This is a genomic window from Polaribacter filamentus (assembly GCF_002943715.1).
Taxonomy (GTDB): domain Bacteria; phylum Bacteroidota; class Bacteroidia; order Flavobacteriales; family Flavobacteriaceae; genus Polaribacter; species Polaribacter filamentus.
Genome location: NZ_MQUA01000013.1, coordinates 314062 through 340289 on the forward strand (window position 1 = coordinate 314062; position 26228 = coordinate 340289).

The window sequence follows — 26228 nt, forward strand, 5'->3', positions numbered from 1 at the left end:
ATTTTTTGAATTAGAAATTGTTAAAACCTCTTTGAAGTATTTCAAAGAGGTTTTTGTTTTCTTCTATTTTCGAATTAAAGAGAAATTTCCTTTTTTGCTGATGGTTGGTTTTGCGGTATCCGCAGGAATTAGCGTAATATTATACCAATAATCATCAGAAGAAAGTCTTTTTCCTCCATAAGTTCCGTCCCAACCTTGACCGTCAATTGCTATTTGAGCGACCAGTTTTCCGTATCGGTTAAATATGTTGATACTGCTATTAGGGTAAAAAGTTTTGTTGGCACCTTTTACAACCCAATAGTCATTGTCTCCATCCGCATTTGGTGTAAAGAATTTTGGAAACTGAATTACAGAAACTAGTAACGTTGTATCTGGCGAACATCCGTTTTTGTCGTTTACAAGTATTTTGTAAATTCCACCTTCTAAGTTTTCAAAAAGAGGTTCGTCTTGGAAACCAGCAAAAGGAGTTCTTGTGTTATCATCCATATTTATAATTGCAAATTGATAGTCTCCAGGACCTAAATCGTTACTAAGAATGTCAATAGAGATTGATAAATTATTTTGACTGCCAATATTGTTAGTTTCATCAACGATGGTTATAAAACTGATGTCTAAAATTGCAATATTAGATTCGTTGATAACAATTGTTTCTGTTCTAGAGCATGATGTTCCATTTGTAGTGGTTGCCGTAACCGTATAAGTTCCTTTAACAGTAATATTAATATTGTCCGCAGAAACAGTGTTTAAAGTTGTTCCATTTGTATTTTTCCATTCATAAGTATAAACACCTCGCGGATTTTCTACTTTAATATTTAAAGGCATATTATTTAAACATAAAATTTGCGGAGTTGTCACGGTAAAATCTGGCAAAAGATTTACGATGACATCAAAAAATGCATCATCATTTACACAGCCTGTTCTTTTGTTTTGAATGCGCACAAAAATGGTTTCTGTTGCAAATAAATTTTCATAAGGTGATGAGATTGCAGAATTTCCAGAAGTTGCATTTGCTTTAGATGAATGAAAAGTTACATTAAAATCATCAGGATCTTGAGAGGTTCCTAAAATTTCAGCAATTTTCCCGTCTAAATCAATGGTTTGAATTATGCCGTTTGCATCATCAAAATCATCATTATTATCACATTCAGAAAGATTAGAAATCGTTTCGAAAGTTGGTTCTGGATTTATAATCACATCAAAATTAGAAATTCCGTTTGCACATTGCGTATCAGCATTAAAAACGCGAACATAAATAGTTTGTCTGTTTGCTGTTGTGTTACTAAAGGGTGAATTTAAAGGATTTGCACCATTTTGTGCTTCAATTAAATTACGATGATAAGTAACCTTGTAAATAGTGTTGTCTTGTGTTTCTAAGATTCCGGCAGTCTGACTTTCTAAATCGATAGTTTTAGAAAATCCGTTTCTAGCAGAGCCATCAGAATTATCATCACAAACTTCTAAATCTTCTACGAAATTTGCAATTGGTGAAGGATGTACAATTAAATTAAAAGCAGTGTGGTCTGTAAAACAGCCTGTTGTGTTATTTGTAACTCTTACGTAAATGGTTTGTAAGTCACGATTGGTATTTGTGTAAGGAGAGGAAAGAGGAGCATTTCCTGAATTTGCATCAGTGTCAGAAAGGTGATAAGTAACTGTGAAATCTGAGCTATTTTGATTGCCTAAAATTATGTTATTTTGACTTTCTAAATCGAAACTCTGTACAAATCCGTTTGTGCGATCACCATCATTTGCATCATCACAAAATTCTAAATCATCAACTGAATTTGCTACAGGAACCGTATTTGTTTTTAAATATAATTCCCCTGTTCCACTGCAATCGTTGTTGTTTTTATTTGTGATTTTAAAATAAATAGTTTGTCTTGTAATGTCAGAGGGATACTCAATATTTCTGTAGTTTGAAATATCTGTTATTTTATTGATTACAGCAGTTCTGTCTTCTTTGGTTTCATAATAAGATACTTCTAAATCGGGTCTTAAAGCAGGTGGGAAAAACACTAAAATTTCTGATTCAGCGGCACTAAAATCAAAATTAGTAATTCCGTCAGTATCATCATTTAAAGGTCCGTTTGTACCATCAGCTTGTAAAAAATCATCGCAAACAGCGTCAAATTCTTTGTCGTAAGCAACGTCTGAAGCCGCTTCAACCTGTAAGTTAATTTTTGAAATTCGATAACAACCTTCAGTAGAAATAGTTCTAACCCAAGCTTCACCAATTTGATTTACAGGATAGCGTAATTTGTCTGTTACTTCAGGTGAACCAACAATGGCATCAGCTTGAGTTGCAAAATAGGTGAATGTTTCGGTTTGATAATTTGCTGAAATACTAATTTCTGCCTCTGTTAAATTCACTGTTGATATTCTGTCTAAATCATCGTCACATTGTAATAAGTTTACTACATCCGTTACTTCGGGTAAAGAGTCTACTATTAGATCGAGGGTTTTAGAGGCATCGTCACAAGCTGAATTGTCTTTGTTTGCTACTCTTATAAATACAGTTTGAGTATTTGTAACGGAATGATCAGCATCTTTATCAATTGCGGTTGAAGAATCATTTGTTTCTGCCCCATTTTGAGAGGTATGATAACTAATATTGTATTGATTTGGATCTAAAGCTCCTAGAATTTCAGAATCTCTAGTATGTAATAAAAACGTATTTATAATTGCATCTGTATCACTTCCGCTTTCTTCATTGTCACAAATCCTGTAAGATTCTGGCTGAATAGGTATGGGTAAATCAAAAACGGCTAAAGTAAATGAGGTAATATCAAAACAAGTTGTGTTGTTTGTATTTTGAATTCTAGCATATATTGTTTCTAACGTAAAAGCATCCTTGTTTTCATAAGGACTGTCAATATTTGTGTCAGGAATATTTTTCTGAGCTTCTTCTAAACTGTTAAAATACAATACTTCAAAATCTGCATCAGGTTGTCCGTTTAGTATTTTAGGAGTACTGTCCGTATCAAAATCAAATGTGCTAAATCCATTTCCGTCATCGTCACATCTCTCTATGTTATCCGGTTTATTTGCAACGGGTAACGCATATACCGTAACTACCACCGCTAATTTGTCGGATATTGAACACCCTTCTGGTGAAGCTGTTGCATAGTAGGTTATTGAGCTGTTTAGTACTGGTGTTGTAAATGAGTTTCCCACATTTACGAGATTACCTAAAGCGTCATACCAAAAAATAGTACCTTCGGTTACTGTAGCTATTAAATTCACAGAAGTGCCAGTACATAAATCTATGTCGGCACTTATTGTTAATACTTTAGGTATATAGATACTTGTACTTGCAGAAATCTGTAAAACGGGATCCCCAGGCATACCTCCGTATTCAACGATATATCCTTTTGCTTGATATGGTCCACCACCACCTGTGTCAGGTAAATCATTCCAAGAACCTTCAATACCTATAGAATCGTCAGTTATATGTGCATAATCTTCATTTCCTGCTTGATTAGGCTCTTCAGTATTCCAATTTGAATACATTGGTAATCCAGTTGTTTGATCAATTGGTGCTGATCCAGTAAAAGTACCATTCCAGAAGATAGTTCCAGCCTCAGGACCGGTAACCCATTTCCAAACACTTTCTTGATCTTCATCACTACCACCAATCCAACCAGCACCTGATATTTGCTCAGCAGCGATTTGACTTTCTTCGGTAGATAAAATTGTTGCTAAATACCCCTGAAGACCATAGTAATTTGATGCCTCTGCTAAAATCTTAGCTTGAGACCAAGAGATATTAATATTTTCTACAAAAACATAAAAATGTCCTGTTAAAGGGAGGTAGTTGGCATCTCCAATTGTAAAAGAAAAAAATCGATCTGAACTAATATCTGCATTTGTGCTTTCAAAAATTAGATCTCTTACAGCTATTTCCAAGTCTGTATGTGAGATTTGATTTGGCCCTATTGGTGTTAATGTTAATTTGCCTTCATTGGTATTCCACGAGGTGTTTATCGTAGGGTGCGTTCCTGTTAATATTAGCTGATCAGTTGCTATATTATATCCCGAAGAAATTTGAATAAAAAATGCATCAATACCTGCGTCGTCAGGATCTGAAATAGTGAAGTTTGGTGCTATATTGACCTGACTCAAAGGGCAATATGCGACTCTGTTATTAGCAGTAAGTTCTGGGGGTTGATTGTTTACTAGGGTAACCGTAAAAGAACCTTGAGAAAAACAAGTAATATTATTTTGATTAACAATTCTAAAATAGATAGTTTCGAGACTTACAGCACTTGTATGGTTTAAAGGATCTGTAATGATTGTGTTAAAAGTAATATCTGTCGCATACATGATTTCAAATTCAGAAATATCTTGAGCGCCTAAAATACTGGCATCCTGAACTGTCAAATCAACTATTTCGCTACCATTATTATCAGGATCCTCAATAATTAAGTTGTCAGGTTGTAAATCAATTTCTGGAGTTGTGTATGCATTTATATTAAATTTAGTAGTTGTAAAACAAAGTGTATTTGTGTCTGTAAGTCTGATAAATATATTTTGTGGAGCTGCGGTATTTTCATAATTTAAAGGATTAGGAATTGGGCTGCTATTTGTGAGTGCATCGTTATTACTTGTATGATAGCTTATAGAGGTATTTGGTTGTCCGTTTAAAATAGAATTTTCATTTGAGGTTAAATCAAAAGTAGTTCTGTTATCTTTTACCCCGTCAGAATCACATAATAATAAGTCATAGGATTCTCCTGTTGTTAGAGGAGTCGCGCTTGGAGGATCGTTAAAGGTGGCTGTTCCTGTCCAGTCAATTTTAAAATTACTAGTGCCTACGGGTCTATCAATAACGATAAAATAAGAATCATCAGCAATAACGTCTAACTCACGAACAAAGTTATTTCCTAATGTTCCTGGCCCTTCAGAAGTATCCTGTTCGGTACTGTTCATACCGGTTAAATTACTGGTAGCTACAGAAGCTTGTGGATTTGTAGTTGAGCAGCGAATGGCTTGGCCTATATCTCCACAGTCTACATTAGGACCAAAAACAAAAAAATCAAAATCTATTACTAAATCTGTATTTGTTGATCCGTCAGCAAAAGTAGGAGTAAGTATAAAACCTAATGTACCTCCTGTATTTATACTTATTCTAAACCATAAGCTATTATTTTCCTGACTACCACATGTATTTGAACCACTTAATTCTTGTATTCCAACACCTGTAGCGGTTAAATCTTGATATCCACTATTTCCGCAAACTATTAATGCGTCTGAACAATCATTCTGAGAATATATAAAAATCGAATTAAGCAAAAATAATAGGAGAATATTTTTTTTCATAAATAAATTTCTAAAGGCGAATATAAAGTTTTATTTGTAAAATAGTTACTTCCTGAGTAAAGAGAAATTTCCTTTTTTGCTGATGGTTGGTTTTGCGGTATCCGCAGGAATTAGCGTAATATTATACCAATAATCATCAGAAGAAAGTCTTTTTCCTCCATAAGTTCCGTCCCAACCTTGGCCATCAATTGCTATTTGAGCGACCAGTTTTCCGTATCGGTTAAATATGTTGATACTGCTATTAGGGTAAAAAGTTTTGTTGGCACCTTTTACAACCCAATAGTCATTGTCTCCATCCGCATTTGGTGTAAAGAATTTTGGAAACTGAATTACAGAAACTAGTAACGTTGTATCTGGCGAACATCCGTTTTTGTCGTTTACAAGTATTTTATAAATTCCGCCTTCTAAGTTTTCAAAAAGAGGTTCGTCTTGGAAACCAGCAAAAGGAGTTCTTGTGTTCTCATCCATATTTATAATTGCGAATTGGTAGTCGCCTGGTCCTAAATCGTTACTAAGAATGTCAATAGAGATTGATAAATTATTTTGACTGCCAATATTGTTAGTTTCATCAACGATGGTTATAAAACTGATGTCTAAAATTGCAATATTAGATTCGTTGATAACAATTGTTTCTGTTCTAGAGCATGATGTTCCATTTGTAGTGGTTGCCGTAACCGTATAAGTTCCTTTAACAGTAATATTAATATTGTCCGCAGAAACAGTGTTTAAAGTTGTTCCATTTGTATTTTTCCATTCATAAGTATAAACACCTCGCGGATTTTCTACTTTAATATTTAAAGGCATATTATTTAAACATAAAATTTGCGGAGTTGTCACGGTAAAATCTGGCAAAAGATTTACGATGACATCAAAAAATGCATCATCATTTACACAGCCTGTTCTTTTGTTTTGAATGCGCACAAAAATGGTTTCTGTTGCAAATAAATTTTCATAAGGTGATGAGATTGCAGAATTTCCAGAAGTTGCATTTGCTTTAGATGAATGAAAAGTTACATTAAAATCATCAGGATCTTGAGAGGTTCCTAAAATTTCAGCAATTTTCCCGTCTAAATCAATGGTTTGAATTATGCCGTTTGCATCATCAAAATCATCATTATTATCACATTCAGAAAGATTAGAAATCGTTTCGAAAGTTGGTTCTGGATTTATAATCACATCAAAATTAGAAATTCCGTTTGCACATTGCGTATCAGCATTAAAAACGCGAACATAAATAGTTTGTCTGTTTGCTGTTGTGTTACTAAAGGGTGAATTTAAAGGATTTGCACCATTTTGTGCTTCAATTAAATTACGATGATAAGTAACCTTGTAAATAGTGTTGTCTTGTGTTTCTAAGATTCCGGCAGTCTGACTTTCTAAATCGATAGTTTTAGAAAATCCGTTTCTAGCAGAGCCATCAGAATTATCATCACAAACTTCTAAATCTTCTACGAAATTTGCAATTGGTGAAGGATGTACAATTAAATTAAAAGCAGTGTGGTCTGTAAAACAGCCTGTTGTGTTATTTGTAACTCTTACGTAAATGGTTTGTAAGTCACGATTGGTATTTGTGTAAGGAGAGGAAAGAGGAGCATTTCCTGAATTTGCATCAGTGTCAGAAAGGTGATAAGTAACTGTGAAATCTGAGCTATTTTGATTGCCTAAAATTATGTTATTTTGACTTTCTAAATCGAAACTCTGTACAAATCCGTTTGTGCGATCACCATCATTTGCATCATCACAAAATTCTAAATCATCAACTGAATTTGCTACAGGAACCGTATTTGTTTTTAAATATAATTCCCCTGTTCCACTGCAATCGTTGTTGTTTTTATTTGTGATTTTAAAATAAATAGTTTGTCTTGTAATGTCAGAGGGATACTCAATATTTCTGTAGTTTGAAATATCTGTTATTTTATTGATTACAGCAGTTCTGTCTTCTTTGGTTTCATAATAAGATACTTCTAAATCGGGTCTTAAAGCAGGTGGGAAAAACACTAAAATTTCTGATTCAGCGGCACTAAAATCAAAATTAGTAATTCCGTCAGTATCATCATTTAAAGGTCCGTTTGTACCATCAGCTTGTAAAAAATCATCGCAAACAGCGTCAAATTCTTTGTCGTAAGCAACGTCTGAAGCCGCTTCAACCTGTAAGTTAATTTTTGAAATTCGATAACAACCTTCAGTAGAAATAGTTCTAACCCAAGCTTCACCAATTTGATTTACAGGATAGCGTAATTTGTCTGTTACTTCAGGTGAACCAACAATGGCATCAGCTTGAGTTGCAAAATAGGTGAATGTTTCGGTTTGATAATTTGCTGAAATACTAATTTCTGCCTCTGTTAAATTCACTGTTGATATTCTGTCTAAATCATCGTCACATTGTTTTAATTCTACAATGGCTGTGACGATGGGCAAAGGATTTACAGTTAATGTAATTTCATTTGAAGTTACTGCGCAAGCATTTCCTGTTCTACCTAAAACAATTCGGTATTTATTGTTATTGTAAGTTAAAGGTGTATTTGTGATTGTTAAATAATTTGTTGTGCTTCCGTTATAAATCGCATCATTTGAAATGATGTTCCAAGTTGAACCATCAACAGAAACCCACCATTGAAAACTATCTGCAGTTGTTTCTATTGTAATGGTGTCTGTAGAATCTTCACAAAAAATTACATCTTCAAAATTTGTAATGAGTATTGGAGCGCTTGTTATATAGTATAAATTAGGGTTTGTATAGCCATTTGTAGTGTTTAGTACTTTTCCGTTTGCGTTTACTTGAAAGGGGCTTGCATCAATAATTCCGTCGTTGTTAGCGTCTGTAAAACCTGCTTCTTTCGTGTCAAAACAAGCATCATTATCTGCGTCTAATTCTAAGAAATTTAAAATATTATCTGCATCTGTATCGGCAATTGTGTAATTAAGAATTGCATTATCAGCGGTTGTTTCTAAAGTGTCAACTACACCGTTAATACCTACCGAAGTTGCGTTTGCGCTATCAATAATTCCATCATTATTTGCATCCGCTAAATTATGGCCCGCTTCTACTAAATCAAAAATTCCATCATTGTCAGAATCTACATCTAAATAATTTGGAACACCATCTTTATCTGTGTCAATATTTGTTGTAATTCCGTTAAAAATATCATCTAATCCATCCTGATTTGTATCTGTATTTGAAAGTAAAATTTTTGGAGAGGAAGCTTCTGAAATATCCGGAATTCCGTCATTATCAGAATCTAAATCAAACATGTTTTCAATTCCGTCTCCATCAGAATCCAAAGAAAAACAAGTTAATTGAATATTTCCGCTAAAGGTTGAGTTTGTTGTAATTCCTGCAGACTGATGCGTAAAATCAATTTGATTTACTTGATTTGCTAAAAACTCGAAAGTACTTGCAGCTCCTGAAGTATTAGATTTATATTGAAACCAGATTTCTGATGCAGAAATATTTGTAATTTCTTCTTCAAATACGCCATCAAAATTTGTATCAATTAAAAGTTGATCATCAGGATCTAAAAGTGTAATGTTTTTAGAATTTGGACCAATTTTTAGGATAAAAAATTCACCTTCGGAAATTACATGATCAAAAGCTCTGTTCTGCGTAAATTTAAAATTGATATTTTGATTGAAATCGAGTTTATAATTTAAGTTAGAAATATCTCCTGCGTTTATGGTTGAAACAAAATTACCAGAATTTTCCCCTGTTAAAGTGTTTGGAGTTCCGGCAGAATTTGTTTCAGAAAAAGAACTTGAAATAATTGTTGAATTTGTGGTGTTGTCCTGAAAAAGAATACTAGGTGAACTTGTGTTTGAAAGATTTAAAGTTGCGTTTCCAAAAGATTCATCACAATTTAAAATCCCATCATTATCAATGTCAATATCTAAATTGTCTATAATTAAATCGCCATCAAAATCATCAGGACAAAGACTTACAGGAATTTCTGAGGATTCGAAAGTTGCTCCTGTACAATCTATAATACCAATTAATTTATAACTACCTGGTTCAGAAGCTATTGGTTTGTAGCTAGAATCAGAACTTCTTTCTTCCCAATCAGAAGTCGTTTCATTATAATAATACCATTTTACGCCTCCGTCAAACAATTCTGTGTTTGCGGCTTGTAAAGTAACGTTTGGTATACAGTTTCCTAAAGAGGAAACGGTGGTATTAAAATTAATTTCTGGGGCAGAAGGAAATCCGGAATAAAAACTACCAGAAGTTGCAGCGCCATTTTGATTAAAATAAGCACAATATAATTCTTCACTGCTTTCTACGCTTATATCTCCTTTTAGCCCGGTAACTTTATACGTTACATAATTTGGATTTCCGTTAACAAGACTTGGTCCGGTTGAAATAAAAGAAGAAGTTGGTAGCCCGTTGATTGTTACCGTAGCTCCGGTATTTGTCACAATTGTTACTCCGCCGTCAAATGTATCACTACCAATTTGGTCTATTGATGCGATATTATTCACATTTCCTTTGCTTTCACAGTTTAAAGGAGGTACAAAAAATAATCCTTGGTTAGCAGCGTTATCCCCAAAACCAACACCTTGATACGCAAAGGCTGGTTTAGAGGTTTCTACATACATGTTACCATTTGCATTGTAAAATCCTCCTTCTATTACATGGAATTTTCCTTTGTTTATAGTTATAACAGCGGTACCACCAACTTTTATTTCGGTATTATCTTCATGAGCGATAATAAGTACATTTTCCCATCCATCTTCTCCTTCACCTCGAACAAATATATATTCAGTTCCTATTTTTTTTGAGTCAACAATTTGATCTATTCCAAAATCTCTATTGTTGCTGCCTTCAAAAAAACTACCGGTTGCAGAACCAGAGTTTACAACTATAGGTTTTTCGGAGTGTACTAAAGTACCTATTAAATCATCTGGATTTCCTCCTGCATCAAAAGAAACAGAAACAATAAAACTTTCTCCTTTGTTTAAAATTCTTGAAAAAGGGATTGATCCAGAATAATTATTAATTCTTATTCCCGGAGTAAAATCATCAAAAGTAATATTTGTGTCGTCTTCTGTAGCCATTACAGATATAAAATTTAAAAATCCCTCTTTTGGTGAAGAGCTCCAAAATCCTCCCATTCTAAAATCGGTTCCTAGAGCAGAATTTCCCTTACTTACGATTGCCGCAGCTTGGAATCTGTTTGAGGATACCATTCTAATGGAAACATATACAAGATCATCAGCTTCAATAATATAACCTTTGGATGTCATAATTGTTGCGGTTTGACTTGATTCTTGAAATAATTGGTTTCCGACATCATAGGAGTTAGTTATAAAGGGGTTGGAGTTTGAAACCGTTCCTTTTATTTCTTCTGATAAAGGCCTTCCAATTGGCGTTATTTTAAAAGCAACATTTTTATTTTTAGGAGTAGAAATATAGATATATTGATTTTCTATAGGATCATCACTCGTAATTGGTGGTAAATAATGTTTTTTGCTTAACTGAGCATTTATATCTTGAAAAGTAAGTATACTAATTAAGAATAGTAGAAAATAATATAAAGTATTTTTTAACATAAAATGTGTTGTAAAAGGATAAATATAATGTGTAAAAATAACCAGAAAATAATTATTAAATCAAATAATAAAACATTTACTCGGAATATCTGTAGCAGAAATGATTTAATACCTACAAATAAGTATAGGAATATTTCTTTTAATTAAAAAAAATCAGCAAATATTAGCTTCTATTAAGTTGCTTTCTTAAATATCTCCTTGGATTTATTTTCCTTGGTAAATAAATTTTATTTTTGTAACTTTGTTTGAATTTTAAATTATTCATTAGGATGGGCTTTGGTTTCAATTTTTGCCGTAATCCTACGAATTACGTCATATATAACTTATAACAAACTAAATTAATTATGAAAAAAGTACTAGCATTTTCAGGAAGTACAAGCTCAACATCCATCAATAAAAAATTAGCAACCTTTGCTGCAAAAAATTTAAAAAATAATTCTTTTGATGTAATTGATTTAAGAGATTTTAATGTCCCAATATATAGTTTTGACGAAGAAAAAAACGGATTTCCAGAAGATGTAAAAAAGTTTACTTCTTTGTTAGATAACTATGACGGCTTTATACTTTCGTTAGCAGAACACAATGGTTCTTATGCCGCAGCTTTTAAAAACATATATGATTGGACTTCAAGAATTCACTTGAATGTTTTTAGAGACAAGCCACTTTTATTAATGGCTACTTCACCAGGAAAAATGGGAGGTCAATTTGTATTGGCGGCTGGCGAGCAAAAGTTTTCTAGAATGGGGGCAAAAGAGTTAATTACTTTTTCATTACCCAGTTTTAACGATAACTTTATAGCCGATAAGATTGTAAATAAAGAATTATTAGCTTCATTAAAAGACAATATACATAAATTTGAGAATTTTTTAAATCAATAGAAATGAAAATAGTTTTGTACGGTAAACAAGGTCATGCTTATACGGTTGCCTTTAAAAATTTTCTAAATTCTACGGATGTGCCCTATATTTATAAAGACGTTTCCAAAGATTCAGAAGCAAGAGAACATAGCAAAGAGTTGTATGATGGTGTTGTTAAATTCCCAACTTTATTTGTGGATGATAAAATTTATTTAACTCCTACAACGGATGAATTTAATAAAATAATGCAAGATTTAAGATTAAGGGCATGGATTTTTGATTTTAGAGACAAGTGACAATAGACAAGAAAAACAAGAAACAAATTGAGTAAAACATTGTTTTTACCAAACCAAATTTTTAGAGTACTGATTACTAAATAATGCTGCGCATCCAGTACTAAGTATTGATTACTCTGTACTAAACACTAAAACATGGGAGATATATCTAAAGACATAAAATCGAAATTTACTAGCAACAAAGTAAAAGCACTAATCAATATAAAGTATACTTCAAATTGGTTGAGTAGTAGAGAAAATGAGTTTTTTAAACCTTACGGAATTTCGCCTCAACAATATAATATTTTAAGGATTTTACGCGGTTCAAAAGATCAAATTAAGGTGCAAATTGTAAAAGATAGAATGATTGAAAGAGCACCAAATGCAACTCGCTTAATGGATAAATTATGTGATAAAAATCTAATTGAAAGAGAACGTTGCGAACATGATAGAAGAGTAGTATATGTTAAAATTTCGGAGGTAGGTTTAGATTTATTATCAATGATTGACAATATAAAAAACGTATCTTTTTTAGACAATTTATCAGAGGAAGAAGCAGCTATTCTAAGTAATCTATTGGATAAAATTAGATAAAAAATTTCGGAAAACATTTTCCTCAACTTATAATTTTAGGAAAATAATTAACTGAAATATCAGTTCGAGTTATTTCGATTTTTGAGCGGAATTACATTCGTAACAACTAGCAATAAAAATTATGAAAAAACTAAAATCAATACAACATAAAGTTCCAAGTCCATTGGTAAATATGGGACCAATAAAATTGCGTCAACCTTTGCCAGCAGACGGAATTGAAAATGTAGATCCGTTTTTGCTATTGCATCATTATGGACCTTATGCAATAAGTGAATTTTCTAATCCTTTTGACTTAGGTCCGCATCCTCACAGAGGTTTTGAGCCCATAACATTATTGTTCAAAGGCGAACAATTACATAGAGATTCTTTGGGAAATGAAATGGTGGTAAAAGCTGGCGGCGTTCAATGGACAACGGCTGGGCGTGGAATAATTCACGCAGAAGCACCAACCAAGCAGTTTGTGAAAAAAGGTGGCGATTTAGAAGGAATCCAGTTGTGGTTAAATTTGCCTGCAAAAGATAAAATGATGACGCCTAATTATCAGCATTTAGAAGAAAATCAAATTCCGAAACTCTTTTCTGAGGATAAAAAAGTGCAATTAAATATTATCGCAGGAAATCAATTAGAACAATCTGGATTGATTAAAACCCAAACAGAAGTGAATGTTTTTACGGCAAATGCTGATGAAAACGGAAAGTTAGAAATTGAAATCCCAGAAAATCATCAATCTTTAATCTACTTATTAGACGGTGAAATTTTGATAAATAATTCGGGTGTTTTAAAGAAGGGAGAAAATCAAATGATAACTTTTCATCAAGACGGAACTATCATCCAATTTGAAGCAAAAAAACAAAGTACTATTTTAATTTTATCAGGAGAGCCGATTAAAGAAAAAATTACACAATATGGACCTTATGTAATGAATACGCAAACTGAAATTTTAGAAGCAATGCGCGATTTTCAGCAAGGAAAAATGGGTTATTTATATTAATATTTGGGCATTCCCCAAAAAGGGTCGTGCTTTCGGCAGTCGCTATTTTCTGAAAAAGAAAATGAGCTTCAATAAATGCCTCAATCTCTAATGCAAAAAAAAAAGGAAATAAAAATGAACAAAATACTTCATAAATGGACTACCAGAGGATTTGCAGATCATGGTTGGTTAAAATCGTATCATACATTTAGTTTTGCAAATTATCAAAATTTAGAAAGAATGAATTTTGGAATGTTACGTGTTTTAAATGATGATATTGTGCAACCAAATATGGGTTTTGGCACACATCCGCATAGAAATATGGAAATCATTTCTATTCCTATTTCAGGAGCGTTATCACACAAAGATAATATGAATAATCAACGTGCTATTGAAGTTGGGGAAGTGCAGGTTATGAGCGCAGGAACTGGTTTAACGCACTCAGAATTTAATCATAGTAAAACAGACGCCGTAAACTTTTTACAACTTTGGATTCTTCCGGAAACAGAAAATGTAACACCGTATTACAATCAAAAGATGTTTGAGGAATCTGGCCGAAAAAATAATTTTCAAGTTTTAGTTTCACCAGTAGATAAATTAGTAGAAGGTTCTTTGCCAATACATCAGCAAGGTTATATTTTGATGATTGATTTAGACCCAGAATTTGAAATAGAATATCATTTAAAAAACGGAGCCTACTTTTTCTTAATCGATGGAGAAGTGTCGATTGCTGATGAGACACTTAAAGAAAGAGATGCAATAGGTATTACAGAATCCGAAAAAGTAGTTATAAAAGCGAACAAAAAAAGTAAATTATTGATTATAGATGTTCCTCTGAATTAGAATAAAACAATATTTTTATAAACCAAAGAATCAATTTCTTTGGTTTTTTAATTTCATAAAATAAGCATATCTTGCAATGTGTTATGCGTGCATAATAAATTTAAGATAAAACAGATGATATACAAACATATTTTTGAGCCATTAGATTTAGGATTTACAACCTTAAAAAATAGAATTTTAATGGGTTCTATGCACACCGGTTTAGAAGAAGAAAAAAACGGCCTAGATAGAATTGCAGCGTATTATGCAGAAAGAGCGAAAGGAGGAGTAGGACTCATAGTTACAGGAGGAATTTCGCCAAATATTCAAGGTTGGACAGGACCTTTTGCAGCAAGAATGTCTACTAAAAAACATGCAATTCATCATCAAAAAATTACGGAAGCTGTTCATAAAGAAGGGGGTAAAATTTGTATGCAAATTTTACACTCTGGCAGATATGGATACCATCCTTTTAGTGTTGCACCTTCTAAAATAAAATCGCCAATAACACCTTTTAAACCTTTTAAATTAACTCAATCAGGCATCAATAGAACTATTCGTGATTTTGTAAACTGTGCAGAACTTTCAAAAATAGCAGGTTATGATGGTGTTGAAATCATGGGGTCGGAGGGGTATTTAATCAATCAATTTATTGCAAAAAGAACCAATAAAAGAACTGATAAGTATGGTGGAGAATATGAAAACAGAATGCGTTTGCCTATCGAATTGGTTAAACAAACAAGAGAAGCTGTAGGCACTGATTTTATTATTATTTACAGATTATCAATGTTAGATTTGGTGGAAGGAGGAAGTTCTTGGCAAGAAGTTGTTCAATTAGGAAAAGAAATTGAAAAAGCTGGGGCAACAATTATAAATACAGGAATTGGTTGGCATGAAGCTAGAATTCCTACGATTTCGACATCAGTTCCTAGAGCTGCTTTTACCTGGGTTACTAAAAAAATGAAGGAAGAATTGTCCATTCCGTTGATCACTTCCAACAGAATAAATATGCCAGAAACTGCTGAGAAAATATTAGCAGAAGGCCACGCCGATATGATTTCTATGGCACGCCCGTTTTTAGCCGATCCTGAATGGGTTAATAAAGCGGAGGTGGATAAAAGTGATGAAATTAATACATGTATTGGTTGTAATCAAGCGTGTTTAGATCATGTTTTTGAACAAAAAGTAGCAAGTTGTTTGGTAAATCCAAGAGCTTGTCATGAAACAGAACTAAATTACATTCCAACAGAAAATAAGAAAAAAATTGCAGTAATTGGTGCAGGTCCTGCAGGATTAGCGGCTTCAACAATTGCAGCGCAAAGAGGCCATGTTGTTACTTTATTTGACGCTGATAAAGAAATTGGTGGTCAATTTAATATGGCAAAACAAATTCCGGGTAAAGAAGAATTCTATGAAACGATTCGTTATTTTAAGAAACAAATTGAACTTCAAAATGTTACTTTAAAATTAAATACGAGAGTTTCTGTGGATGATTTATTAAAATCTGATTTTGATGAAATTATTATTGCAACAGGAATATCGCCAAGAAATATAAAAATTGAAGGAATTGAGAACAAAAAAGTACTCAGTTATATTGATGTTTTAAAGTATAAAAAACCAGTAGGAAAAAGAGTTGCCGTAATTGGAGCAGGAGGAATTGGTTTTGATGTTTCAGAATATTTGGCACATGAAGGGGAATCTACATCACTAAATATTGATGCTTGGTTAAAAGAATGGGGAATCGATAAAACGTTACAATCTAGAAGCGGAATAGAAGGCGTTAAACCAGAATTACAGCTGTCGCCAAGAGAAATTTTTATGTTTAAAAGAAGCAAAGGAAAGTTTGGTGGAAACTTAGGTAAAACTACGGGTTGGATTCATAGATCTACTTTAAAAATGAAAAACGTTCAGTTCATAAATGAAGTTTCCTATACAAAAATTGACGATATCGGTTTGCACTATACACAAAACGGAGAAGCAAAAATTTTGGAAGTTGATAACATAATTATTTGTGCAGGACAAACTCCGTTAAAAGAATTGCATCAACCTTTATTTGATGCAGGCAAAAATGTACATGTTATTGGTGGTGCAGATTTTGCATCAGAATTAGATGCAAAAAGGGCCATTAATCAAGCAGTCAGATTGGCGGCAAGAATTTAGTTAAAGTTTAAATAAAGGCGTAAATTTTCAGAAAAGACGTTTGCTTAATAAGACGAGGTGTAAAAGAGTTTAAAAAAGAATTAAATAAAACTTAAGAAAGTATTTTATCAAAAAAACAACTAAAAACTAACTGAAATTTCAAAAGAAAATAAATTTGCAATATAAGAATCCAGAAAATAAAAACAGATAAGTTTCTAAATCAAATAATGTAAGAATGAAAAGATAATAAATTACTTAAATGGTATGTTTGTCTAGCAGTTTTTTGATTTAAATAATATATAGTACATTTATAAATTAATAAAATTTTTACATGAAATCATTCTCTATTGAAGAAATTAATGCACTTGTAAATGGTGAACAAATAGGTAATTGTATAGATAAAATTCATGCTCCAGAGCAGATTGAAAATGCAATTAAAGGGAACATTACTTTTATTGGAAGTTCTAAATATGCTAGTTTATGGGAAAAGTCGAATGCGAGTTTAGCCCTGGTTTATCAAGAAATAAATATTTTACCTGGAGAAGGAAAAGCATTTATAAAAGTAAAAAATCCAGATTTGGCAATGGCGGTTTTACTAGAAGCTTTTGAGCCAGATCCTCCTTTTTTTGAAACAGATATCCATCCAACAGCGGTAATCGATAGAACTGTAACATTAGGTAAAGGCTGTAAAATTGGTGCGAATTCCTATGTTGGTAGAAATGTAGTACTAGGAGATAATGTAATCATCTATCCTAATGTTTCTGTTTTTGATGACAGTACAATTGGTAATGAGACTGTTATTTGGTCTGGAACGGTGATTAGAGAACGAACCAAAATAGGAAGTCATTGTATTTTTCACTCAAATGTGAGTATTGGTTCTGATGGTTTTGGATATAGACCAAGTGATGACGGGAGAGGTTTGGTAAAAATAAAACATATTGGTAATGTTGTTATTGGCAACGGAGTTGAGGTTGGATCTAATTCTTGTATTGATCGTGGTAAATTTAGCTCTACCATTTTAGGTGATGGTTGCAAGATTGATAATTTAGTGCAAATAGGGCATAACTCTGTTTTAGGAAAATGCTGTATTATGGCAGGCAATAGCGGTTTAGCAGGTTCTGTAACCCTGGGAGATGGCGTAATTATTGGCGGAAGCGCCTCTATAAAAGACCATGTTACAATTCATTCTGGCGCAAAAGTAGGTGCTGGCTCCGGTGTTATTGCAGACGTACAAGCAGGTAAATCTGTAGTTGGTTACCCTGCATGTGATTCTAGAGAAAAAATGAAACAGTGGGTAGCTTTGCGTAAACTTGGTCGAAATTAAGTATTACCACTTGTTAATTTCTAAGACATCAATTTTCATCACTTTTTACCAAAGGCTTTAATTTGGCAGTACCAAATAATTAACGATATTTGCCGAACAAACTAACGATTTAGGAATTATGGGAATGAATAAAAATACAGTCCTTGGTTGGGCAACTTTTTTAATGCTTTTTATGGGAGTTGTACTAATATTAATGGGAGCTTACAGATACAAGGATGTTGCTGGCTGGGGTTTTGCAACTGTAGGAATTGGTTTTTTCTGCATTGCATGGGTATTTAATGCCTTAAAAGGAAGAGTATAAAAGTCTACATTTTCTTGTAGCAGTTTTTCAAATTAAATTTTAAAAATAATATATAATGAGCGACGATAAGAAAGTAATCTTTTCGATGAATAAGTTGTCTAAAACTTATCAATCAACAGGAAAACAGGTTTTAAAAGATATTTATTTAAGTTTTTTTTATGGAGCGAAAATTGGAATTCTTGGTTTAAATGGATCTGGAAAATCAACTTTATTAAAAATTATTGCAGGTGTAGAAAAGAATTTTCAAGGTGATGTAACTTTTGTACCTGGTTATAAAGTTGGTTATTTAGAACAAGAACCACAATTAGATCCAGAGAAAACAGTTATTGAAATTGTTAAAGAAGGTGTTGCAGAAACAGTTGCTATTTTAGACGAATACAACAAAATTAATGACATGTTTGGCTTAGAAGAAGTATATTCTGATGCTGATAAAATGGAAAAACTAATGAACCAGCAAGCAATTCTTCAAGATAAAATTGATGCGGCAAATGCTTGGGAATTAGATACTAAATTAGAAATTGCAATGGATGCCTTAAGAACTCCTGATGCGGATACAAAAATCGGGGTACTTTCTGGAGGAGAAAAAAGAAGAGTTGCTTTGTGTAGATTGTTATTACAAGAACCTGAAATTTTATTATTAGATGAGCCAACAAACCATTTAGATGCAGAATCTGTGCATTGGTTAGAGCATCATTTAGCACAATATAAAGGAACCGTAATTGCAGTTACGCATGATAGATATTTCTTGGATAATGTTGCTGGTTGGATTTTAGAATTAGACAGAGGAGAAGGCATTCCTTGGAAAGGAAATTATGCTGCTTGGTTAGAACAAAAGTCTCAAAGAATGGCACGAGAAAGTAAAACTGCTTCTAAACATCAAAAGACTTTAGAACGTGAGCTAGATTGGGTTAGACAAGGTGCAAAAGGACGGCAAACAAAGCAAAAAGCACGTTTAAAAAACTATGATAAGTTAATGAGTCAAGATCAAAAACAGGTTGACGAAAAGCTAGAAATCTATATTCCAAACGGACCAAGATTAGGTACGAATGTAATAGATGCAAAAGGTGTTTCTAAAGCCTTTGGAGATAAATTATTATACGAAAACTTAGAGTTTAATTTACCACAGGCAGGAATTGTTGGAATTATCGGTCCTAATGGAGCAGGAAAAACAACTATTTTTAAAATGATTATGGGTGAAGAAACTCCGGATGCAGGAAGCTTTAATGTGGGTGAAACTGCAAAAATTGCGTATGTAGACCAAGCGCATTCTAATATTGATCTAAATAAAACAATTTGGGAAAACTTTTCTGATGGTCAGGATTTAGTAATGATGGGCGGAAAACAAGTAAATTCTAGAGCGTATTTAAGTCGTTTTAATTTCTCTGGAAGTGAGCAAAACAAAAAAGTAGATACGTTATCTGGAGGAGAAAGAAACAGATTGCATTTGGCAATGACTTTAAAAGAAGAAGGGAATGTTTTACTTTTAGACGAGCCAACAAATGATTTGGATGTAAATACTTTAAGAGCTTTAGAAGAAGGTTTAGAAAATTTTGCTGGTTGTGCAGTTGTAATTAGTCACGATAGATGGTTTTTAGATAGAGTTTGTACTCACATATTAGCTTTTGAAGGAGACAGTCAAGTATATTTCTTTGAAGGATCTTTTTCTGAATATGAAGAGAATAAGAAAAAACGTTTAGGTGGAGATTTGATGCCAAAACGTCTTAAGTATAAAAAATTAATTAGATAAAAAAATCTTCATTATAAAAATGAAGATTTAGAATTAATAAATAGTTCTGGATTGTAGCGATATATTCAAAATTACATGGTTTAAAGTGTGTATTTTATCATTAAAAAACCAGTTTTATTAAAATTTATAGAAAGTATAATTTATTATAATAGAAAACAGACGAAGTATATGCTTAGTCTGTTTTTTTTTTGATTTTCAATTTCTTTCAATTATTCAAAATACCTAATGCTAAATTGGTTAGAGATATTCGTTCTGCTGCTTCTAAAGATTTTATATTTCATGTTGTAATCATAAAAACACTTTCTAAGTTGTTTTATCAATCTAAATTTTTCTTTAAAACAAAAACAGACTAAATGTAAACATTTAGCCTGCTTTTTAATTTTAGATGCTCCCTAATTCATCTAAAATCAGATTTAATAATTTGAAAAATTAACTATTTTTTAAATATACTAATAAATTTAAGGTAAATTAAAGCAAACTAATTCAACTTACCAAAAATAAAGGGGTGAGATTTCTAATCGATTTGCTTAAGTAGTTGTTATCTAGTCACTTTTTTTTTCTGATAACTACTTTTTTTATTTCAAACTTGTCATAACAATTTACGAATGTAATTTTTAAGGGGTTAGTGCCAATCTTTTCTTCCTATTTAATATATTTTAGTACATAAGAATATATATATATAACCCGTTGTGCATTTAAACAATATTGACTTTTAAATTGTTTATATTCCTGTTAAAGACAAATTTGTTAATGTATTGAATGATAGTTAATGCTGTTAATTTTGAGAGAATTCTTGTCTTAAAACCTTCAAAAGTTTTCGCATAATTATTCCGTATTTTAAACTGGTCACAAAGTTGAGAAAACAAGGTCTCAATTCGTTTTCTTTTCTTCCTAAAAATATACGTTTGTTTTTTGTAATTCTGTTGATTTTTACGCATTGGAACTTCTAATTTAATTTGTTTACTCTCAAATAAATCTAACTGATAGTCCGCACTTAGGTATCCTTTGTCCCCTAAAACCACACAGTTATTAAACTGATTTTTAATGTCTTTTAAATAATGAATATCATGTACAGAAGCTTTGCTAATATCAAAACTTTTAAACACGCCATCAATAGAACAAACAGCATGTATTTTATAGCCATAATAATGCATGTTTTGACTAGCACAATAACCTCTATTTGGGGCTGAATAAAAGTACTCTTTACAAACTTTACTTCTCCCGCTTCTTGAGAGTTTTACAATCTCCAAAGGCATACTATCTACTACATAATAGTTTTCAAACTCCGTGAACTTATTGGAGAGTTGAGTTCTTATAAATTCAATGGCAAAAAATAATTTTCGCTTCCGTTTATTGTAAACTGATCGCTCTATTTTAGCAAACAAATATTCTGGAATATCCCGAAACAACTGACATTCACTGTCTATACCCATATATTCTGCTGTTAAATTCATAGCGATTAATTCAATGTCTTTTAGTTTTGGTTTCCTGTTTTGACGTAAAAATTGTTCCTTTTCTGTAATTGTGGCTAAGACTTCTAAAATTTTATTGTAATTTGCTCTAAAGTTATTCATTGTATTTAATCGATTGATTGTCAATTAAATATACGACTTTTAATAGTCAAATGAATAACTTTTTTTAACTATTTATAATGCACAACGGGTATATATATATTGAAAGAAGCGGTTAAATTATTTTCGATTGGAAATTTTAGATTAGTGTTTATTAGTTGATTTTATCTTCACGGTTAAGATGTTTTTTTAAGAACTTTAATCATTCTGTCATTTCCAAATAAATCTTTGCGCAATTCTATATTTTTAAAACCTTTTTCTTTCAGCATTTTTACAGTTTCATTTCCTAAATATTGATTAATTTCAAAGAAAAGTATTCCATTTTTTGTAAGATGTTTTTTCGCCAAATCTGCAATTTTGTTGTAAAAAATCAACGGATTTTCATCAGAAACAAACAATGCTAAATGAGGTTCATTTTGCAAAACATTATGGTGTATTTCTGCTTTTTCTAATTCTCTAACATAAGGAGGGTTTGAAATTATTATATCAAAATTTAATTTTTTTGTAGGATTCGTTTCGGAAGAAATAATTTGAGTATCGAAATTAGATTGTTTCATTTTATTTGCAGGGGCTTCTAGTGAATCCGTCTTTAAAATATCGGCTTGTAAAAACGTTATTTCCACGTGATTTAAAGTCGCATTTTTTTTTGCGATTTTTAGAGCATCCGCAGAAATATCAATTGCAAAAATAGTGGCTGTTGGTAAATTTTTTGCCAAAGAAATTGGTATGCAACCGGTGCCGGTGCCAATATCAAGTATTCTAAGTGGATTTAATTCTTTGCCTTTTTGTAATTTTGCTGTTTCATCTAAAATCCACTCAACTAATTCCTCAGTTTCTGGCCTTGGAATCAACGTGTTTTTATCCACCAAAAAAGGATAGCCATAAAACTCGGTATTGCCTAATATATACTGAATTGGTTCTTCATTCTTTAGCCTTTGCAAAGCGGTATTTAAAATAAAAATATTGGTGTTATCAATCTCAAAATCAGGATTAAGAGTAATGTCAATTCTTTTTAAATGTAGATATTCATCCATCAAAATAAAGAAAAAAGAATCTATTTCTGTTTTCGGGTAAATAGTAGAAAGTTGTTGTGTAAAATCAATTCTATAATTTTTAACGATCATCAAAATTTGTATTGTTTCTTATTTCTAAAATTGGAACTTTTATAGCTTTTTAAGCATCCAAACATTACACGAATAATGGCCAGTATTTCCCATTGGTTTATCGAGGTTTAAAAAACCATTTTTATGATATAAAGCTCTTGCAGCCTCCATATATGGCATGGTTTCTAAATAACAATTTTCAAAACCTAATTCTTTTGCCTTTTGTAAACAGGTTCTAATTAATTTTGTACCCAGTCCTTTTCCTCTAATAATTGGTAAAAAATACATTTTTTGAAGCTCACAGGTTTTGCCTTCAAAATTATCTAATTGTGCAATTCCTGCACCACCAAAAATTTCACCATCTTGCTCTATTACGAAATATGTAGATGTTGGCTTTTGAAAATTTTCAAACATTTCATCAGTAGCGCGATCCTCGTAAGCAGTTCCAACTTTTGGTACTCCTAATTCAATTAAAACGTTTCTAATTACTTTTGCAACTTCGAGATTATCTTGTTGCTTAATTTCTCTAATGATAAACTCCTTATTTGTCATTTATTGCTGTATTTTTGCAGGAGCAATTTAGCTGTTTTTTAATATTTTTTGATGAAAAATTTACTCTTTTTTTTAGGTTTACTTTTATTGACGAGTAGTTGTTCAATAAAAAAATCACCCGTTTTTTTAAAGGTTGATGATATAAAAATTCTTAGTTTTTCATCGGACACCATTCGTTTGCAGGCAAACGCCTATTTTCAAAACCCAAATGATGTTGGTGGTAAAATTTATACGGATAATATTTTAATATCAGTAAATAATATTGAGGTTGCTCAGGTTTTTTCTGAGGAGTTTAAAGTGCCCGCAAAATCCGATTTTTTAATGCCTTTGACAGCAAAAATTGCAACAAAAAGAATTTTAAATTCTGATAAAAACGGCCTCTTAGGAGGTTTGATAAATTCATTTTTAACCAAAAAAGTAAACATTAGAATTAAAGGAAAACTTGATTATGTTGTTTTTGGCTTTAAAAAAGAGTTTTTAGTGGATAAGACTGAAGAAATAAAAATCAAGTTTTAAGCAGTATTTTTTTCCTGCTTTCTTATAAAAAAAAATATATCAATCACGAATTTTACATAAAACGCTGTTTACAAATTGCTAAAAATGCGATTGGCACAGCACGTCCAAATCCTAGTGTTGGGGCAGTAATTGTGCATCAGAATAAAATTATTGGCGAAGGATTTACCTCAATTCATGGACAAAATCATGCGGAAGTAAACGCAGTAAATTCAGTTAAAAATAAAACACTTTTAAAAGAAGCAACGATTTATGTAACCTTAGAACCTTGTGTTCATTTTGGTAAAACGCCGCCTTGTGCAGATTTGTTGGTAAAATATCAATTTAAAAAGGTAGTTATTGGCTGTGTAGATTCCAATCCTTTAGTTGCAGGAAAAGGAATTGAGCGTTTAAGAAATGCTGGAATTAATATAATTGTAGGGTTTTAGAAGCTGAATGCAAAGCGCATCATAAACGATTTTTTACAGTTCAAGAGAAAAAGAGACCTTATATTATTTTAAAATGGGCGGAAACGAAATACGGTTTTGTTGCGCCTTTTAAAAGAAATGAACAAGCTCCTGTTTGGATTTCGAACAACTGTTCGCAACAAATTGTGCATAAGTTTAGAAGTGAAGAACATGCTATTTTGGTCGGCACAAATACTGTAATTACAGATAATCCTAAATTAAATGTGCGAAGCTGGTCGGGCAATAATCCTACACGGATTGTGTTGGATAAAAGTTTGCGAATTCCTAAAGAAGCAGCTGTTTTCGACAGAAGTGTAAAAACGATTGTAATTACGGATGCAACAAGTCTAAGGCAGAAAGAAAAAGTCTGGAAGTCAGAAAATTCAGGTCAGTTAGAACGCAGTGGAGAACTAATTTTTGAAACAATTAATTTTACTAAAAATATTGCCGGTCAAATTTGTGATGTTTTACAAAAACATCAAATTCAATCTGTACTTATTGAAGGAGGAACACAAACTTTACAAACTTTTATTGATGCCAATTTATGGGATGAAGCGAAGGTTTTTGTTGGTGAAATTTCTTTTAAAAACGGAATAAAAGCACCAATATTATCAGCCATAATAACATCAGAAATAAAAATTAAAAACGACGTTTTAAAAACATATACAAATGATTAAAAACATCATCTTCGATTTTGGAGATATTTTTATCAATCTTGATAAACAAGCAACTTATAGAGAAATGACAAGATTAGGTGTCACCAAAATTTCTGATGAAATGATTGCTGTGTATCATCAATATGAGAAAGGGTTGATGACGACGGATGAATTTATCAATTTTTATCATGATAAATTCGGAATTGAAAAAGAAGATTTACTGAATGCTTGGAATGCTGTATTATTAGATTTTCCTAAAAAGCGATTAGACTTTTTAAAAGAAGTATCAGCAAGTAAAAAATACAGATTATTCTTGTTGAGCAACACAAATGATTTACATATAAAATGGGTTCAAAATGCTGTTGGACCTGAGTTCTACAGTGAATTTAAAAGTAGTTTTGAGCAGTTTTATTTATCGCATGAAATAAATTTTAGAAAACCAGATTCAGAAATTTATGAGTTTGTTTTAAATGAAAATAATTTAATTGCTGAGGAAACTTTATTTGTGGATGATGTAAAGGAGAATACAGATTCAGCCAATAAATTAGGCATTCATGTTTGGAATTTAATACCGGGTAAGGAAGACGTTACCGAGTTATTCACTAAAAATAAAATCAATTGATTCACTTACTTTTAAGTATTTTTTTTTCAACAGGAATATTTGTAATTTTTAAATATTTTGGTATTTATAAAGTAGATATATTAAAAGCTATTTTAGTAAATTATATCGTTGCATTTATAGTAGGATTTGCTTTAGCGGAAAGAAGTTTTTCTATTTTAGAAGTCCCAAATCAACTCTGGTTTTATGGCGCGATTATTTTAGGAGCTTTATTTATTTCTATCTTTTTTGTGATGGCAAAAACAGCACAAATTAATGGAGTTGCCGTGACTTCCGTTGCAGGAAAAATGTCTGTGGTAATTCCTATTTTTTTTGGTGTATTTCTGTATAACGAATCTGTTACATTTTTAAAGATTTTAGGAATATTTATAGCCTTAGTTGCCGTTTATTTAGCATCCGTAAAAGAAGAAAAATCAACTCATAAAAATGCAGGGTTGTTGTTTCCTGTTTTACTATTTTTAGGATCAGGAATTATTGATACAACGCTAAAGTTTGTGGAAGTAAATTATGTAGAAAAAGAGGATGTTTCTGTTTTTTCAGGAAGTTTATTTGGTTTTGCAGCTTTTTTCGGATTGGTTATTTTGCTGATAAAATCCATCAAAAAAAGAGAACCTTTTGGGATGAATAATATCATTGCAGGTATTATTTTAGGTGTTCCTAATTATTATTCTATCATATTTTTAATAAAAGCATTGCAAACTGAAGGTTTTGAAAGCTCAACACTATTTACTATTAATAATGTAGGTATTGTAATTGTGTCTACACTGGTTGGAATTTTAGTTTTTAAAGAACAATTTAGCTTTAAAAACAAAATTGGTGTTGGTTTGGCTATAGTTGGGATAGTAATTGTAGCTTTGGCTTAATTTTAGAACGCCA

The 26228-nt window shown here is 31.9% G+C and carries 17 protein-coding genes and 1 pseudogene; 13 read left to right on the top strand and 5 right to left on the bottom strand.

Annotation, left to right across the window (positions count from 1 at the left end):
* Positions 1-63: 63 nt before the first annotated feature.
* Both BST83_RS03565 and BST83_RS03570 read right to left on the bottom strand, forming a co-directional pair.
* Entirely contained in the window at positions 64-5319 is a 5256-nt protein-coding gene (locus BST83_RS03565) for an FIDD domain-containing protein (protein WP_104808607.1), read from the bottom strand.
* Positions 5320-5364: 45 nt separating this feature from the next.
* On the bottom strand, positions 5365-10863 hold the full coding sequence (locus BST83_RS03570; protein WP_104808608.1) for an FIDD domain-containing protein: 5499 nt from the start codon (positions 10861-10863) through the stop codon (positions 5365-5367).
* A gap of 344 nt (positions 10864-11207) precedes the next feature.
* On the opposite strand from BST83_RS03570, the gene BST83_RS03575 reads away from it, so the two are divergent.
* The 9 genes from BST83_RS03575 (at position 11208) to ettA (ending at position 19892) form a co-directional block, all read left to right on the top strand.
* Positions 11208-11741 carry an NADPH-dependent FMN reductase gene (locus BST83_RS03575; RefSeq protein ID WP_104808609.1) on the top strand — a complete coding sequence of 178 codons (534 nt, stop codon included), beginning with the start codon at positions 11208-11210 and terminating at the stop codon, positions 11739-11741.
* A gap of 2 nt (positions 11742-11743) precedes the next feature.
* Positions 11744-12016 carry a glutaredoxin family protein gene (locus BST83_RS03580; RefSeq protein ID WP_104808610.1) on the top strand — a complete coding sequence of 91 codons (273 nt, stop codon included), beginning with the start codon at positions 11744-11746 and terminating at the stop codon, positions 12014-12016.
* A 135-nt stretch (positions 12017-12151) separates the two neighbouring features.
* Positions 12152-12589, top strand: a complete 438-nt coding sequence (locus BST83_RS03585) for a MarR family winged helix-turn-helix transcriptional regulator (RefSeq protein WP_104808611.1) — start codon at positions 12152-12154, stop codon at positions 12587-12589.
* Between the two features lie 121 nt (positions 12590-12710).
* The gene (locus BST83_RS03590; protein WP_104808612.1) at positions 12711-13580 is read left to right on the top strand and encodes a pirin family protein; all 870 of its coding nucleotides are present in this window, start codon (positions 12711-12713) and stop codon (positions 13578-13580) included.
* Positions 13581-13694: 114 nt separating this feature from the next.
* Positions 13695-14402, top strand: a complete 708-nt coding sequence (locus BST83_RS03595) for a pirin family protein (protein WP_104810776.1) — start codon at positions 13695-13697, stop codon at positions 14400-14402.
* Positions 14403-14516: 114 nt separating this feature from the next.
* Positions 14517-16541, top strand: a complete 2025-nt coding sequence (locus tag BST83_RS03600; protein ID WP_104808613.1) for an NADPH-dependent 2,4-dienoyl-CoA reductase — start codon at positions 14517-14519, stop codon at positions 16539-16541.
* A gap of 310 nt (positions 16542-16851) precedes the next feature.
* On the top strand, positions 16852-17844 hold the full coding sequence (gene lpxD, locus BST83_RS03605) for a UDP-3-O-(3-hydroxymyristoyl)glucosamine N-acyltransferase (protein WP_104808614.1): 993 nt from the start codon (positions 16852-16854) through the stop codon (positions 17842-17844).
* 118 nt (positions 17845-17962) lie between these two features.
* A complete protein-coding gene (locus BST83_RS03610) occupies positions 17963-18145 on the top strand; it encodes a CAL67264 family membrane protein (RefSeq protein ID WP_104808615.1) in 183 nt (60 codons plus the stop codon).
* Between the two features lie 55 nt (positions 18146-18200).
* A complete protein-coding gene (gene ettA, locus BST83_RS03615) occupies positions 18201-19892 on the top strand; it encodes an energy-dependent translational throttle protein EttA (protein ID WP_104808616.1) in 1692 nt (563 codons plus the stop codon).
* Between the two features lie 695 nt (positions 19893-20587).
* On the opposite strand, the gene BST83_RS03620 is transcribed toward ettA, so the two are convergent.
* The 3 genes from BST83_RS03620 to BST83_RS03630 all read right to left on the bottom strand — a co-directional run bounded on the left by BST83_RS03620 (position 20588) and on the right by BST83_RS03630 (position 23118).
* The gene (locus tag BST83_RS03620) at positions 20588-21466 is read right to left on the bottom strand and encodes an IS982 family transposase (protein WP_104808617.1); all 879 of its coding nucleotides are present in this window, start codon (positions 21464-21466) and stop codon (positions 20588-20590) included.
* 173 nt (positions 21467-21639) lie between these two features.
* Positions 21640-22587, bottom strand: coding sequence for a peptide chain release factor N(5)-glutamine methyltransferase (prmC, locus tag BST83_RS03625; protein ID WP_104808618.1), 948 nt, complete (start codon positions 22585-22587; stop codon positions 21640-21642).
* Between the two features lie 39 nt (positions 22588-22626).
* On the bottom strand, positions 22627-23118 hold the full coding sequence (locus BST83_RS03630) for a GNAT family N-acetyltransferase (RefSeq protein WP_104808619.1): 492 nt from the start codon (positions 23116-23118) through the stop codon (positions 22627-22629).
* A 51-nt stretch (positions 23119-23169) separates the two neighbouring features.
* On the opposite strand from BST83_RS03630, the gene BST83_RS03635 reads away from it, so the two are divergent.
* From BST83_RS03635 to BST83_RS03650, 4 genes and pseudogenes are all read left to right on the top strand, one after another.
* The gene (locus tag BST83_RS03635; RefSeq protein ID WP_104808620.1) at positions 23170-23634 is read left to right on the top strand and encodes a hypothetical protein; all 465 of its coding nucleotides are present in this window, start codon (positions 23170-23172) and stop codon (positions 23632-23634) included.
* Positions 23635-23690: 56 nt separating this feature from the next.
* Positions 23691-24754, top strand: a pseudogene (ribD, locus tag BST83_RS03640) (bifunctional diaminohydroxyphosphoribosylaminopyrimidine deaminase/5-amino-6-(5-phosphoribosylamino)uracil reductase RibD).
* Complete coding sequence (locus tag BST83_RS03645; protein ID WP_104808621.1) at positions 24747-25355, top strand: HAD-IA family hydrolase; 609 nt, start codon at positions 24747-24749, stop codon at positions 25353-25355. Before ribD ends, BST83_RS03645 begins: the two are co-directional and overlap by 8 nt.
* Positions 25352-26215, top strand: coding sequence for a DMT family transporter (locus BST83_RS03650; protein ID WP_104808622.1), 864 nt, complete (start codon positions 25352-25354; stop codon positions 26213-26215). The genes BST83_RS03645 and BST83_RS03650 overlap by 4 nt, the downstream gene beginning before the upstream one ends.
* The last annotated feature ends 13 nt before the right edge of the window (positions 26216-26228 follow it).